Annotated in this window: 10 protein-coding genes; all 10 read left to right on the top strand. The window is 61.9% G+C overall.

From position 1 onward, the window contains the following. Window positions 1-49: 49 nt before the first annotated feature. The 10 genes from ACI3KQ_RS03045 (at window position 50) to iolG (ending at window position 13,601) form a co-directional block, all read left to right on the top strand. The gene (locus ACI3KQ_RS03045; protein ID WP_404954660.1) at window positions 50-904 is read left to right on the top strand and encodes an alpha/beta hydrolase; all 855 of its coding nucleotides are present in this window, start codon (window positions 50-52) and stop codon (window positions 902-904) included. Window positions 905-1,352: 448 nt separating this feature from the next. Then, window positions 1,353-2,204 (top strand): MurR/RpiR family transcriptional regulator, encoded by an 852-nt coding sequence (locus ACI3KQ_RS03040; RefSeq protein WP_404954659.1) that lies wholly within the window; start codon window positions 1,353-1,355, stop codon window positions 2,202-2,204. Between the two features lie 60 nt (window positions 2,205-2,264). Continuing rightward, entirely contained in the window at window positions 2,265-3,605 is a 1,341-nt protein-coding gene (locus tag ACI3KQ_RS03035; protein ID WP_404954657.1) for a serine hydrolase domain-containing protein, read from the top strand. Beyond that, window positions 3,602-5,533, top strand: a complete 1,932-nt coding sequence (gene iolC, locus ACI3KQ_RS03030) for a 5-dehydro-2-deoxygluconokinase (protein WP_404954655.1) — start codon at window positions 3,602-3,604, stop codon at window positions 5,531-5,533. Before ACI3KQ_RS03035 ends, iolC begins: the two co-directional genes overlap by 4 nt. Continuing rightward, window positions 5,530-7,365: a 3D-(3,5/4)-trihydroxycyclohexane-1,2-dione acylhydrolase (decyclizing) gene (iolD, locus tag ACI3KQ_RS03025; RefSeq protein ID WP_404954654.1), complete on the top strand. Its 1,836-nt coding sequence runs from the start codon at window positions 5,530-5,532 to the stop codon at window positions 7,363-7,365. The genes iolC and iolD overlap by 4 nt, the downstream gene beginning before the upstream one ends. Next, window positions 7,362-8,255 carry a myo-inosose-2 dehydratase gene (iolE, locus tag ACI3KQ_RS03020; RefSeq protein ID WP_404954652.1) on the top strand — a complete coding sequence of 298 codons (894 nt, stop codon included), beginning with the start codon at window positions 7,362-7,364 and terminating at the stop codon, window positions 8,253-8,255. The genes iolD and iolE overlap by 4 nt, the downstream gene beginning before the upstream one ends. Further along, window positions 8,252-9,076 (top strand): 5-deoxy-glucuronate isomerase, encoded by an 825-nt coding sequence (iolB, locus tag ACI3KQ_RS03015; RefSeq protein ID WP_404954650.1) that lies wholly within the window; start codon window positions 8,252-8,254, stop codon window positions 9,074-9,076. The genes iolE and iolB overlap by 4 nt, the downstream gene beginning before the upstream one ends. A 192-nt stretch (window positions 9,077-9,268) precedes the next feature. Next, window positions 9,269-10,801, top strand: coding sequence for a CoA-acylating methylmalonate-semialdehyde dehydrogenase (locus tag ACI3KQ_RS03010; protein WP_404954649.1), 1,533 nt, complete (start codon window positions 9,269-9,271; stop codon window positions 10,799-10,801). Window positions 10,802-10,854: 53 nt separating this feature from the next. Then, window positions 10,855-12,537, top strand: coding sequence for an AMP-binding protein (locus ACI3KQ_RS03005; protein ID WP_404954648.1), 1,683 nt, complete (start codon window positions 10,855-10,857; stop codon window positions 12,535-12,537). Between the two features lie 62 nt (window positions 12,538-12,599). Continuing rightward, the gene (gene iolG / locus ACI3KQ_RS03000; RefSeq protein WP_404954646.1) at window positions 12,600-13,601 is read left to right on the top strand and encodes an inositol 2-dehydrogenase; all 1,002 of its coding nucleotides are present in this window, start codon (window positions 12,600-12,602) and stop codon (window positions 13,599-13,601) included. Window positions 13,602-13,604 lie beyond the last annotated feature (3 nt).

The raw sequence follows: 13,604 nt of genomic DNA, 5'->3' as shown, positions 1-13,604 counted from the left end.
CGAAGGTGTATGCCGCTGCTTAGCCGACATGAATGACGCCGGAGAGTATATGGAAATCTGGCCCGCCGACCTGATCAATGCTCCAGAACTTCTCGACGAGCAGGTCTGGGACACGAGCGCCATTGAAGGCAGACCGAACAGAATGATTTCCGGCATTCGGCGGTCGCGACTGGACGTCTTTCGGCCCGCCACGCCGAATGGGTCCGCCGTGCTTGTCATGCCGGGCGGCAGCTACGCTCGCCTCGCCATTGACAACGAGGGTTATGAGGTGGCTCGCCATCTTGCCGATCACGGTTATAGCGCGTTCGTCCTGACATATCGGTTGCCATGCGACGGGTGGGCGGAAGGCGCCGATGTCGCGCTATGTGACGCCCAGCGTGCAATACGCGTCATCCGCCACCATGCCGCCGCGTTGAACCTTCCCATGAAAAAGCTGTGCGCGTTGGGATTCTCGGCGGGCGGGCATCTCTGCGCCGAACTGATGATCCAGAATGAGGCGGTATATAGTCCGGTCGATGCGGCAGATGGGTTTAGCGCGAAACCGGACCTTGCGGCCCTTATTTACCCGGCGACCACGATGCAAACTCCATACCGGCACGATGGGGTGCGCAACAATCTGCTGGGGCCGAACGCGAACGCAGCGTGCGAAATCGCCCGCTCGCCCTATCTTCACGTCCAGCCTGACAATCCTCCCACGTTCATCGTCCACGCCGAAGACGATCCGTCGGTGCCCGTCGAAAATGCGCTGCTGCTTCGTTCGTCGCTCCGTTCTGTCGGGGTGAATTGCGAGACTCACCTGTTCCCTGAAGGCGGCCATGGCTTTGGTATAGGCTTCGCACCAGGGCGGTCGGTGGAGCCGTGGCCGAAATTGCTTGTTGGATGGCTATCGCGGCAATGCGCATGACCCGCTTGATCGCGCCTCTGCCGGGCTTTGCCTGATCGAAGCGCAGCCGTGCAATGGGTGTGACGAGGGCTGTGTGGAGCGTCGTCTCTTCAAACATCAGCATGGCTTCAACGGACGCCACGGATGAAAAAGGCGCGCGCGACGCGAGCGGTTGCATAAGACGACGCGCTCGCCGTTCCAGAACAATCAGAAGTTGCGTTTCACGGTCACGCCATGATGCCGCCTTGGGAACGGCCATAATAAACGCCTTCCACGTAGATGCGGACGCTGGGATGAGCGCGCGCATCGCTGCTCGACCTGCAGTTGGAAAAGCTGGAATTGTTTTTTACGGTTCGTAAGGTAAATTCCAAGCGAGGATCAGCTTGGGTTGAGCGACGCATTTTGACCGCTCCAAAGTCTAATTTACGGGGAAGCTTCAATGTCAGAAAAAATAGAACAGCCGCGCGAGTTGGAGGATTTGCTGGAAGCGATCCGCGCGCGTTATGATGAGTTGAGTGATCGCCTGCAGCGTATAGCGCGGCACATTCTTGAAGAGCCCAACGACATCGCGTTCGAGACATTGGCGGTAGTCGCGGAGCGTAGCAATGTGCAGCCGTCCGCCATCGTTCGCTTCGCACAGGCGTTCGGCTTTTCTGGCGCCAGCCCAATGCAGCGCCTGGTGCGAGAAGGCCTGCTGCGCGAAGATCGTTCCGTCGGTTATGCCGAACGTATTCGCCAGCACCGATATTCAACCTCTGACGAGCCGGAAGGCCCCCGCGAACTTTTGTCGGAATTCGTCCAAGGCAATATTCTGGCCTTGGAAAATCTCAATCATGCATTGGGTTCCCGGGAACTGTCCGAAGCGATCGAGATGCTTCATAAGGCCGAAACCGTGTTCGTAGCAGGCTTCCGCCGGTCATTTCCGGTGGCGACCTATCTTGCCTATATGTTGGGGCAAGCGGGGAAGCGGACCGTGCTCGTGGATGGCCTTGCCGGGCTACAACTTCAGCAGGTTGGCGGCCTTCGCGCCGGCGACCTGATGCTGGCCATCAGTTTTGCCCCCTATAGCCACGAAACTCTGAGCCTCGTGGAGGCTGCAAAAGGCCAGTGCCCCGTCATAGCTATTACCGACAGCGTCATCGGTCCCATTGCGAAGGAGGCCGATTTGATCCTCCAGGTCCGCGAATCGGAGGTGCGGGGTTTCCGTTCTCTGGCCGCGTCCATGTGCCTGGCACAATCGCTTGCAATCGGCATGGCGGCACTGCGCGACGAAGCTACGGCAGCCGAACAGCCCGCAAAAAGCTTGCAACCTACTATTTGAGCTATTGCACTACAGGTTCTGATCCAATATAAAGTGGAATGTAATTTCCATAGGAGAGGAATGGTGGGGCAGCCGATTGGCGGGGACGCTGTATTTGCGGGAGATAGTGTAGCGCCCCCGGCCGATGCGTGGCGGACTGTAGACAGTCTCTTCGAGGACGTTATCGAGCGCGGCTTGCTGAGCGGCGCCGTGACGGCGGCATGGCACGGGAACTCCCTTGTGCATGGATCAGCTCTCGGCTCGCGTGACGTCGCGACCCGTGATGCGATGCGGCAGGATAGTATCTTCAGGATCTATTCCATGACGAAGCCGATAACGGCGGCCGCGATGATGATCTTGTGGGACGAGGGCAAATGGTCTCCTTCTGATTTGATTGCCGACCATCTCCCTGAGCTTGCCGGTCTGCAAGTGCTGGAGGCTGGATCCACCGCTGAGGCTCCAATGCTGGCGCCGCCGACCGTGCAGCCGACGCTGGAACATCTGATGACGCATCAGGCCGGGTTCACCTATGGCTTTACCGACGAACCGGTGGACCAGCTTTTCCGCGCGGCGCATGTGCCGGTTATTCCTCACAGTGTCAGCGCGGAAGAATATCTGGCCCGTCTGGCCCGGGTGCCAATGGCTTTTCATCCGGGCACGGGCTGGCGATATGGCGTATCGATGGATGTTCAGGGCCTCGTCATCGAACGGCTGAGCGGCATGACCCTGCGCGATTTCATGCGCCAGAGGATTTTCGAGCCTCTGGGGATGGTCGATACCGACTTCATCGTGCCGGACGAAAAGCGTCACCGGCTGGCTACGCTTTACTCGCTGGCGGGCGATGCGCTGGTGGAAATGGAGCACGGTTCCGAGCGGCTGCATTATGATAATGTCGCGGGCCTTTCGCCCAGCGACCTGATCCCGCCCTGTGACAGAGAGCCGCTGCTGGCATCCGGTGGAGGCGGCCTTATGTCCACCGCAGCCGACTATCTTCGCTTTGGACGGATGCTGCTGGGTAAGGGAGAATTGGACGGCAACCGGATCATCAGCCGGGAAGCTGCCGAATGGATGATGCGCAGCCACACGCCCGATCATCTGTTGACGGGGGATTTTGGCAGCGCTCCGCACGGACTGCGTCCCGGCTATGAATATGCCTATAACGGCATAGTGGTCACTGACCCGGAAAAGGCGGATGTTCGTCTTGGGCGTGATACATACTTCTGGGATGGTGCGGCAGGTAGCTGGTTCTGGTGTGATCCGCAGAACGACCTTGTGTTCGTGTGCATGGTTCATCTGTTGACGGATGCCGAACGGCTGGCGCTCCAGTTCCAAAGTCGCGGGATCGTCGCTGACGTTCTGAATGAATTGAACGGGAAGGATGCCGCGTCCACGGTCCCGATGCACGTGGCAGGTGAGCAATGAGCGGCTTTTCGACTGGCGTGCGTGCGCTCGATCTTATCACCCTCGGCCGTTCGGGTGTGGACCTTTATGGCGAGCAGGTCGGCGGTCTGCTGGAAGATATGGGTTCGTTCGCCAAATATGTGGGTGGCAGTCCGACGAACAGCGCCATCGGCGCGGCGCGGTTGGGCCTTGATGTCGGCATCATCACCCGGGTCGGTTCGGACCATATGGGTCGTTTCATCCGGCAGCAGCTGGAGGCGGAAGGCGTGGACGTGACGGGGGTCGTCAATGATCCGGAGCGGCTGACGGCTCTCGTCATCCTGGGCATTCGAGACCCTGAAAGCTTTCCGCTGATCTTCTACCGCGAAAACTGCGCCGACATGGCGCTGTGCGAGGAAGACATCGATCCTGGCTATGTGGCGTCTGCACGGGCGTTGCTGATCAACGGCACCCATCTGTCGCAACCGGATGTCCGCGCCGCGACGCTGAAAGCGGTGCACGCAATCAAGGCGGCTGGCGGGCGCGTGGTCTTTGACATCGATTACCGCCCGGTTTTGTGGGGGTTGGCGTCGAAGGATAATGGCGAGGACCGTTTCGTTTCCAACGCGCAGGTCACGCAGGAGCTGCAGCAAGTTCTGCCGCTATGCGACCTGATCGTCGGAACGGAAGAGGAAATCCATATCCTGGGTGGAACGACCGACACGGTCGCCGCCTTGCGCAATATCCGCGAGAACAGCGGCGCGCTTCTGGTGTGCAAACGAGGTCCCGATGGATGCGTCGCTTTCCCGGCGGGGGTGCCCGATCAGTTGGATCAAGGTGTTGTCGGCAAGGGCTTTGCGATCGAGGTTTTCAACGTTTTGGGCGCGGGGGACGCGTTCATGGCGGGATTCCTGCGCGGTTGGCTGCGCGACGAGAGCATTGAGCAGTGTTGCACCTATGGCAATGCGTGCGGCGCCATCGTGGTGTCACGCCATGGCTGCGCTCCGGCCCAGCCGAGCGCGGAGGAGTTGCGCGTGTTTCTCTCCCGCAATGACTGGCCGCTGCGGTTACGCGACAGTGCGGCGCTGGAGCATGTCCATTGGGCGACCAACCGCCTGACCGGCTATGACAAACTGACCGTGCTGGCGATCGACCATCGCGCCCAGTTTGATGAGCTTGTCGAAGAGCTTGGCACCAACAATCTGGATCGAGTAACCGAGTTCAAGGAGCTGGCGTTGCGCGCCATGGCGCAGGTTGCGGGGGGCGAAGATGGTTTCGGCCTGCTCGCTGATGGGCGCTATGGCCGTTCTGCGCTGGAAGGCGCGGCTGGTGGGCGCTACTGGATCGGCCGTCCGATCGAGTTGCCGGGGTCGCGTCCGCTGCGGTTCGAAGGTGGGCGGGAAGCCGCGACGATCCTTGCCGACTGGCCGCTCGACCATGTCGTCAAATGCCTGGTCTTCTATCATCCCGACGATCCGGCGGACCTTCGCGCCGAACAGGATCGGCAGATATTGAGCCTGTTCGAAGCGTGCCGGGCCACCCGTCACGAGATGTTGCTGGAAGTCATTGCGTCCAAGAACGGCCCGGTCGAAAGCGATACCGTCGCGCAGGTAATCGAACACATCTACGGCTTGGGCGTTTATCCCGACTGGTGGAAGCTGGAACCCGCGGTCGATCCTGCCACCTGGACGGCGATTGAAAAGGTCATAGCGGCGAACGACCCCTATTGCCGGGGCATATTGCTGCTGGGGCTGGCATCGGATGAAGAGACGCTGCTGGCCGGCTTTGCCGCAACGGCCAACAGTCCGATGGTCAAGGGCTTTGCCGTTGGCCGCACCATATGGGTGGAGCCCGCCATGCGCTGGTTCAAGGACGAGATTGACGACGACACGGCCATCGCACAGATGGCGGCCAGCTTCAGCGTGCTGGCGCGGGCGTGGCGCGACGCAAGGCAGGACACAGCATCATGAGCGGAGAAACCATCAGGCTGACGATGGCGCAGGCGCTCGTGCGGTGGATGGCGGCGCAACGCATCGACATTGACGGCACGGAACAACCCTTCTTCGCCGGGGTGTGGGCAATCTTCGGACATGGCAATGTCGCGGGCGTCGGAGAGGCGCTGGCGGAGATCGGCGACGCCCTTCCCACCTATCGCGCGCATAATGAGCAGGGGATGGCGCATGCCGCCATCGCCTTTGCCAAGGCCAACCGTCGTCAGCGCGTGATGGCGTGCACGACATCAATCGGGCCGGGCGCCACGAATATGGTGACCGCCGCTGCGCTTGCCCATGTGAATCGTCTGCCGGTGCTGTTCCTGCCCGGCGACGTCTATGCCAGTCGCTTGCCCGATCCGGTGCTTCAGCAGATAGAGGATTTCGGCGACGGGACGGTGAGCGCAAGCGACTGCTTCCGCCCGGTCAGCCGCTATTTCGACCGTATCACTCGGCCCGAACAGATATTGGACGCCGCGCCGCGCGCCATGGCAGTGATGATGGACCCGGCACGGTGCGGCCCGGTCACGCTGTCGCTATGCCAGGATGTTCAGGCGGAGGCTTTCGACTGCCCGGTCAGCTTCCTTGAGCCGCGCCTGTGGCGGCAGCGGCGTCCTCATCCGGACGTGGGCGAGTTCAGTGCGCTGCTGCAGGCAATTCGCGCGGCGCAGCGGCCGCTGATCGTCGCGGGCGGTGGCGTTCTTTATTCCCGGGGCGAAGAGGCGCTCGCGGCGCTGGCGCAAGCCACCGGCATTCCGGTCGCGGAAACGCAGGCGGGCAAGGGCAGTCTGGTCGCCAGCCACGCTCAGGCGCTGGGATCGATCGGCGTTACCGGCACCAGCGCCGCCAATCGTGCGGCGCGGGAGGCTGATCTGGTGATTGGCCTTGGCACCCGGTTGCAGGATTTCACGACCGGATCGCGCACGCTGTTCCCGGCCCAACTGTTCCAGGTCAATGTGGCCGCGCACGATGCGCACAAGCATGGGGCCAAGAGCGTCGTGGGTGATGCGCGTGAAGTGATAGAAGAGCTGGCCCTATCGCTGGGCAAGTGGCGTGTGCCGCAGGCCTGGGAGGACGCTAACGAAACCGCGCGGGCCGAATGGAACCATGCGGCGGACGCTGTCATGGCGCCATCGGACGCGCTGCCTTCCGATGCGCAGGTGATCGGCGCGGTATCGCGCAATGCGCCCGACAACGCCGTCGTCGTTTGTGCCGCCGGGGGCTTGCCGGGTGAGCTGCACAAGCTGTGGCGCGTTCGCAAGCCGGGCGGCTATCATGTCGAATATGGCTTTTCCTGCATGGGCTATGAGATTGCAGGTGGCCTGGGGGTCAAGATGGCCGATCCCAGCCGGGAGGTCTTTGTACTGGTCGGTGACGGCAGCTATTTGATGCTGAATTCCGAGCTTGCGACTTCGGTCATGCTGGGAATGAAGATCACCGTCGTGCTGCTCGACAATGGCGGTTATGGCTGCATCAACCGCTTGCAACAGGCGACTGGCGGCAGGCCGTTCAACAATCTGCTCGCGGATTCCAGGCAAGAGGTTCTGCCGCCTGTCGATTTCGCTGCCCATGCCCGCAGCCTTGGCGCGCAAGCGGAAAAGGTGTCGGGCATCGCGGCGCTGGAAGAGGCGCTGGGTCGCGCCGCCGCGTCACGCAGCAGCTATGTCATCGTGCTGGAAACCGACCCCGCAATCACGACGCAATCGGGGGGGCACTGGTGGGATGTCGCGGTGCCGCAGGTGTCGGCTCGCGCGGAAGTCGTTGAGGCGCGTGCCCGCTATGAGGATATGAAGAAGAGGCAAATGCCATGACGATACGCTGGGGCGTAAGCCCGATCGCCTGGGCGAATGACGACATGCCCGAACTTGGGGGCGACATCACGCTGGACACGCTGCTTAACGAAGTACGGCAGATCGGTTTCGAGGGGGTGGAACTTGGCTGCAAGTTCCCGCGTGATGCCGCCACCCTTCAGCCCATCATGGTCTCGCACGGGCTGGAAATCATCGGCGGCTGGTATTCCACCAATCTGCTGGTTCGGGACGCCGACGCCGAGATCGAGGCGATGGCCGATCACCTCGCCTTGCTGGAGGCGATGGGGTCGCAGGTCTTCATCGCCGCTGAGACATCGAACGCGATCCATTGCGATCGCTCCCGACCGCTCGACGCCCATCCCCGGATCGACGATCAGGCGTGGGAACAGTTTGGAGCGCGGCTGAACGCGGTCGCCGCCTATGTGAATGAGCGCGGGCTGCGTTTCGCCTATCATCATCATCTGGGCACGGTGGTGGAAACCGGCGATGAGCTGCAACGCTTTTTCGAGGTGACGGGCGATCATGTCGGATTGACGCTCGACACGGGCCATTCGCTCTGCGGCGGCATCGATCCGCTGAAGGTCATAAGCGAACGGCCCGAGCGGGTGAGCCACGTCCATTGCAAGGATGTGCGGCGGAACCGGTATAATCGCCTCCGGGCTGGCGGTGCGAGCTTCCTTGATGGCGTCGTCAGCGGAATGTTCACCGCGCCGGGTGATGGCGTCTATGATTATGAGCCGTTCCTGGGCGCCCTCGCCAGCGTCGGTTATGACGGATGGATCGTCGTCGAGGCGGAACAGGACCCGGCTCTGGCCAATCCCTACACCTATCAGCAGCTGGGCCTGCGTACGCTGCAAAATATCGCGGCTGAAGTGGGGCTGGCGGCATGAGCCTCAAGGTCCGAAGCCATGAACCCGATGCGCAGGGCGTGGTGCTCGACATCACGCCGGAAAGCGCAGGATGGCGCTATGTTGGCTTCAAGGTTGTCCGTCTTGCCGCGGGGCAAGTCTATGACGGGGGTGAAGAGGGCCGCGAAGCATGCCTGGTCATCCTGTCCGGCATCGTTGATGTGACCGCCGGAGAGGAGTGCTTCGAGCGGATTGGTGGGCGGGCTGATGTATTCGCCGGACCTGCGACCTCGGCCTATGTCCCCGCAGGGACCTTCTACAGCATCCGGGCAGCGAGCGACGCGGAAGTCGCGATCTGCACCGCTCCGGGCGGTGGCAATCGTCGTCCGCGTGTCATCGCGCCCGAGGACGTAAGGTTGGAAACGCGGGGGCAGGGCACAAACCAGCGTTTCGTGCGCAACATATTGGATGACGCAGGCGATGCGGAAAGCCTGCTGGTCGTGGAAGTCATCACTCCCGGCGGCCATTGGTCGAGCTATCCGCCACACAAGCATGATCGAGACGCATGGCCGCAAGAAACCTTCCTTGAGGAAACCTATTATCACCGCCTGTCGCCGCCGCAGGGCTTTGCCTTTCAGCGGGTCTACACCGACGACCGCTCGATCGACGAGGCCATGGCCGTTGAAGACGGTGACGTGGTGCAGGTGCCGCGCGGCTACCATCCCGTCGGCGCGCCGCACGGCTACGACCTTTATTATTTGAACGTCATGGCTGGCCCGCGTCGCGACTGGGTGTTCGCCAATGACCCCGCGCATGAGTGGATCGCGCGCGGCGCGCCGTCAGGACCTGACACGGGAGAATGAGTTGCTGCCTTCGTTCGTCTGCTTGCCGGGCGAAGTGAACCAAAAGTTTTGACGTCTATCGCCTGTCCAGCCCCGCCGGTGGAAATCTGCACTTTATCCATGGCGGCGGCTGGGCGTCCGTGAGGGCAGGGAGCATCCCCGCCCACAATCTACGCGACGGCGTTGTGCAAAGATGATGAGGAAGATTTGACCATGACCGTAGAAGCCGAAACGCGAAACATTCCCCACTTCATCGGGGGGCGTGCGGTGACGGCTACCGCGTCTCGCACCAGTGACGTGTTCGACCCGAATAGCGGACAGGTGCAGGCGCGCGTGGGCCTGGGAACCGCCAGCGAATTGCAGCAGGCGGTCGATGCCGCTCAAGCGGCGCAGCCTGCATGGGCGGCGGTCAATCCTCAGCGCCGGGCTCGCGTCATGTTCGAGTTCAAGCGGCTGGTCGAACGCGACATGGACGAACTTGCCCATCTGCTGGCGTCCGAACATGGCAAGGTGGTCGCCGACGCCAAGGGCGACATTCAGCGCGGCCTTGATGTCGTGGAGTTCGCTTGCGGCATTCCCCATTTGCTTAAGGGTGAATATACGCAGGGCGCAGGCCCCGGCATCGACGTCTATTCGATGCGCCAGCCCATCGGCATCGGCGCGGGGATCACCCCCTTCAATTTCCCGGCGATGATCCCGCTCTGGATGAGCGCCGTCGCGATGGCCTGCGGCAACGCCTTCATCCTGAAGCCGTCCGAACGCGATCCGTCCGTTCCGATCCGCCTGGCGGAGCTTTTCATGGAGGCCGGGCTGCCTGCGGGCATTTTCCAGGTCGTTCAGGGCGACAAGGAAATGGTGGATGCCATCCTTGATCATCCGGCGATCAGCGCGGTCAGCTTCGTCGGCTCCTCCGACATCGCCCATTATGTCTACCGGCGCGGGGTCGACAACGGCAAGCGGGTGCAGGCCATGGGCGGCGCCAAGAACCACGGCATCGTCATGCCCGACGCCGATCTCGACCAGGCGGTGGCTGACCTTTGCGGCGCGGCATTCGGTTCGGCTGGCGAACGGTGCATGGCTTTGCCGGTTGTGGTTCCGGTTGGGCAGGAAACGGCCGAGCGGCTGAAGGCAAAGCTGGTCCCCGCCATGGAGGCCCTGCGCGTGGGCGTCTCCACCGACGCGGAGGCGCATTATGGTCCTGTGGTGACCGCGCAGCACAAGGCGCGCATTGAACAGTGGATTCAGACCGGTGTGGATGAGGGCGCGGAGTTGGTCGTCGATGGGCGCGGCTTCTCGTTGCAGGGGCATGAGGACGGCTTTTTCGTCGGCCCGACCCTGTTCGATCATGTGACGCCGGACATGAGCGCGTACCGGGAGGAAATTTTCGGCCCCGTGTTGCAGATGGTGCGGGCCGACAGCTTTGAAGACGCGCTGGCTCTCCCGTCCAAGCATCAATATGGCAATGGCGTTGCCATCTTCACGCGCAATGGTCACGCCGCACGGGAATTTGCCGCGCGGGTGAATGTCGGCATGGTTGGCATCAACGTGCCGATCCCGGTGCCGGTCGCCTATCACAGCTTTGGCGGCTGGAAGCGGTCGGGCTTTGGCGACCATAACCAGCATGGCGAAGAAGGCGTGCGTTTCTGGACGAAGGTGAAGACCGTGACGCAGCGCTGGCCGAACGCATCGGGCGCCGCTTCGGGATCGTCGCTGTCCGATGCCTTCATGATCCCGACGATGAAATGATGTTTCCGTCGGCCCGGTTCATGCCGGGTCGGCAATCAGGCGAGCAGCTTCTCATGACCACGCAAGAACTCAGTCAAGTTGTTGGAGCTTCGGAGCCTTGCCTGCGTGACGACACGATCGGCGAAGCGCTCGACCGAGCGGCGCAGCGCTGGCCCGATGAGGATGCGCTCGTCGCACGGCACGGCAATGTTCGCTATAGCTGGTCGGAACTGAAGGTCGCCACGGATGACTTCGCCGCAGGCCTGCTGGCGTTGGGGGTGAGGCCGGGCGATCGGGTTGGCATATGGGCGCCCAACTGCGCCGAATGGACCATCGCGCAGCTGGCGACTGCCCGTGCGGGTATGATCCTGGTCAATATCAACCCGGCCTATCGCGTCACGGAGTTGGAATATACGCTGGCCAAGGTGGAAGTGACGGCGCTGATCTGCGCGGCCTCGTTCAAGACCAGTGATTATCTGGCCATGACGGAGACGTTCGTCACGCACTTTGGCGGGCGACCGGGAGAGATTGTGTCGGTTGGCCTTCCAGCGTTCCGCTATGCCATCAAGATCGGCGGTGATCCGCGCCCAGGCTGGCTGGATTTTAGCGAGGTTGCGAACCTGCGGACGGCAGCTTCGGAAGCGGAACTCATCGGCATCGCTGCAACGCTGAAGGCGGACGATCCGATCAACATCCAGTTCACCAGTGGAACCACAGGGGCGCCAAAAGGCGTGACCCTTTCGCACCACAACATTCTCAACAACGCGTTCATGTGTGGCCGTGAGATGGGCCTGGTGCCAGGCGAGCGCATTTGCATAGCGGTGCCGCTTTACCATTGCTTTGGCATGGTGATGGGCAACCTTATGAGCATGCTTCATGGCGTCGCCATGGTCTATCCCTCACCCGGTTTCGATCCGCTCGCGGTGCTGGAAACCGTGGAAGCGGAACGCTGCACGATATTGCACGGCGTGCCCACGATGTTCATCGCGGAACTGGAGCATCCTGAATTTGCGCGCTTCGATCTGTCCTCGTTGCGCACCGGGTTGATGGCGGGCTCGCCCTGTCCAGAAGAACTGATGCGCAAGGTGATGACGCGGATGCACATGCGGGACATCGGCATCGGCTATGGCATGACGGAAACCAGCCCGTTGAGCTTTCAGACCGCGCTGGACGATCCGGTCGAAGTCAGGGTCGCCACGATCGGGCGCATTCAGCCCCATATCGAAGCCAAGATCGTGCATCCCGAAACCGGCGAGATCGTCGCGCGCGGGGAGCCGGGTGAGCTTTGTATTCGCGGCTATTCCGTGATGCTCGGCTATTGGGGTGAACCGGACAGGACGGCGGAGGCAGTCCGCGACGGCTGGATGCACACCGGCGACCTCGCCACCATCGATGACGCGGGATATGCGCGGATTGTGGGGCGCATCAAGGACATGATCATCCGTGGCGGCGAAAATATCTATCCGCGCGAACTGGAAGAGCTGCTTTACCTCCACCCATCCGTGCTGGACGTGCAGGTCGTCGGCATCGTGGACGATCGGTTCGGCGAAGAGGTAATGGCCTGTGTGAAGCTCCGCCACGGCGAGCAGGAAGATGCTGAATCGATCATCGCATTCTGCCGGGGGCGCGTGGCCCATCACAAGGTGCCGCGCTACGTCCGCTTCGTTGACAGTTTTCCCATGACCGTATCCGGCAAAGTGCAGAAGGCCCGGCTGCGCGAGATGATGGAGGATGAGCTGGCGAAAGCCCGCCAATAGAGAAAATGAGCGCTGTGTTTCAGCGCGCAAACAACAATATCCTGTTTTAGGAAAGGTATTCCATGTCTGAAATCGCTCTGATTGGCGCTGGCAGGATTGGCAAGATCCACGCTGCGAACATCGCCGCCAATCCTCGCTTGACCTTGTCGCGCATCGTTGACCCGTTCGGTGGGGCGGAAGAACTGGCCGGGCGCTACGGCGCGCGTGTTTCGACGGTGGAGGAAGTCTGGGCCGACCCTGCGATCAGCGGCGTGGTGATCGCCAGCGCGACTGACACCCATCTCGACTATACGCTGGAGTCCATCCGCGCGGGAAAGCATGTCTTCTGCGAAAAGCCGCTGGACCAGGATGCGGGCCGCGCCGCACGTGTTCAGCAGGCAGTCGCCGGGAGCGACCGGCATGTCCTGCTCGGCTTCAACCGGCGGTTCGATCCCAGCTTCGCCAGCCTGCAGCGACGCTTGAAGCAGGGCGAGATCGGCGCGCTCGAGACGCTGCACATCATCAGCCACGATCCAGCGCCGCCGCCTGCATCCTATGTCGCGGTATCGGGCGGCATCTTCAAGGACATGTCGATCCATGATTTCGACATGGCCAGCTGGCTGTTGGATGAAGAGATTGAAAGCGTCTTTGCTTCAGGCGCTGTGCTGATCGATCCTGAAATAGGCGCGGCGGGCGATTTCGACACCGCCAAGATCCTGCTGCGCACAGTCAGCGGCAAGATCTGCGTCATCTCCAACAGCCGCCGCAGCGGCTATGGCTATGACCAACGCATCGAAGCCTTCGGGTCGAAGGGCATGATCCGGGCCGAGAACAAGCTGGAAAGCAGCGTCCAGACCTGGACTGAGGGAGGCGCACGGTCGGATTGCTTCCAGAACTTCTTCCTCGATCGTTACGCCGAAGCCTACGCGATTGAGGTGGAGCATTTTGCCGATATCATCGACGGCAAGGCAACGCCCGTCGCCGATGAAAGCGACGGTATCAAGGCGCTCATCCTCGCCGAAGCCGCGGAGCAGTCGGCGCGCAGCGGAGCAGTGGTCAAGCTGACCGGCCACGCAGACCGTTGAAAC

Origin of the sequence: Sphingobium sp. ZW T5_29 (assembly GCF_044987515.1) — a bacterium.
Taxonomy (GTDB): domain Bacteria; phylum Pseudomonadota; class Alphaproteobacteria; order Sphingomonadales; family Sphingomonadaceae; genus Sphingobium.
The sequence above is the reverse complement of the archived record's forward strand: the minus strand, read 5'-3'. Positions and strand labels throughout refer to the sequence as shown.

Excerpts from the sequence above, each read along its gene's own strand:
- ACI3KQ_RS03035 (WP_404954657.1), top strand. The coding sequence starts at position 2,265 with ATGGTGGGGCAGCCGATTGGCGGGGACGCTGTATTTGCGGGAGATAGT.
- ACI3KQ_RS03010 (WP_404954649.1), top strand. The coding sequence starts at position 9,269 with ATGACCGTAGAAGCCGAAACGCGAAACATTCCCCACTTCATCGGGGGG.
- iolC (WP_404954655.1), top strand. The coding sequence starts at position 3,602 with ATGAGCGGCTTTTCGACTGGCGTGCGTGCGCTCGATCTTATCACCCTC.
- iolD (WP_404954654.1), top strand. The coding sequence starts at position 5,530 with ATGAGCGGAGAAACCATCAGGCTGACGATGGCGCAGGCGCTCGTGCGG.
- ACI3KQ_RS03045 (WP_404954660.1), top strand. The coding sequence starts at position 50 with ATGGAAATCTGGCCCGCCGACCTGATCAATGCTCCAGAACTTCTCGAC.
- ACI3KQ_RS03005 (WP_404954648.1), top strand. The coding sequence starts at position 10,855 with ATGACCACGCAAGAACTCAGTCAAGTTGTTGGAGCTTCGGAGCCTTGC.
- iolE (WP_404954652.1), top strand. The coding sequence starts at position 7,362 with ATGACGATACGCTGGGGCGTAAGCCCGATCGCCTGGGCGAATGACGAC.
- iolB (WP_404954650.1), top strand. The coding sequence starts at position 8,252 with ATGAGCCTCAAGGTCCGAAGCCATGAACCCGATGCGCAGGGCGTGGTG.
- iolG (WP_404954646.1), top strand. The coding sequence starts at position 12,600 with ATGTCTGAAATCGCTCTGATTGGCGCTGGCAGGATTGGCAAGATCCAC.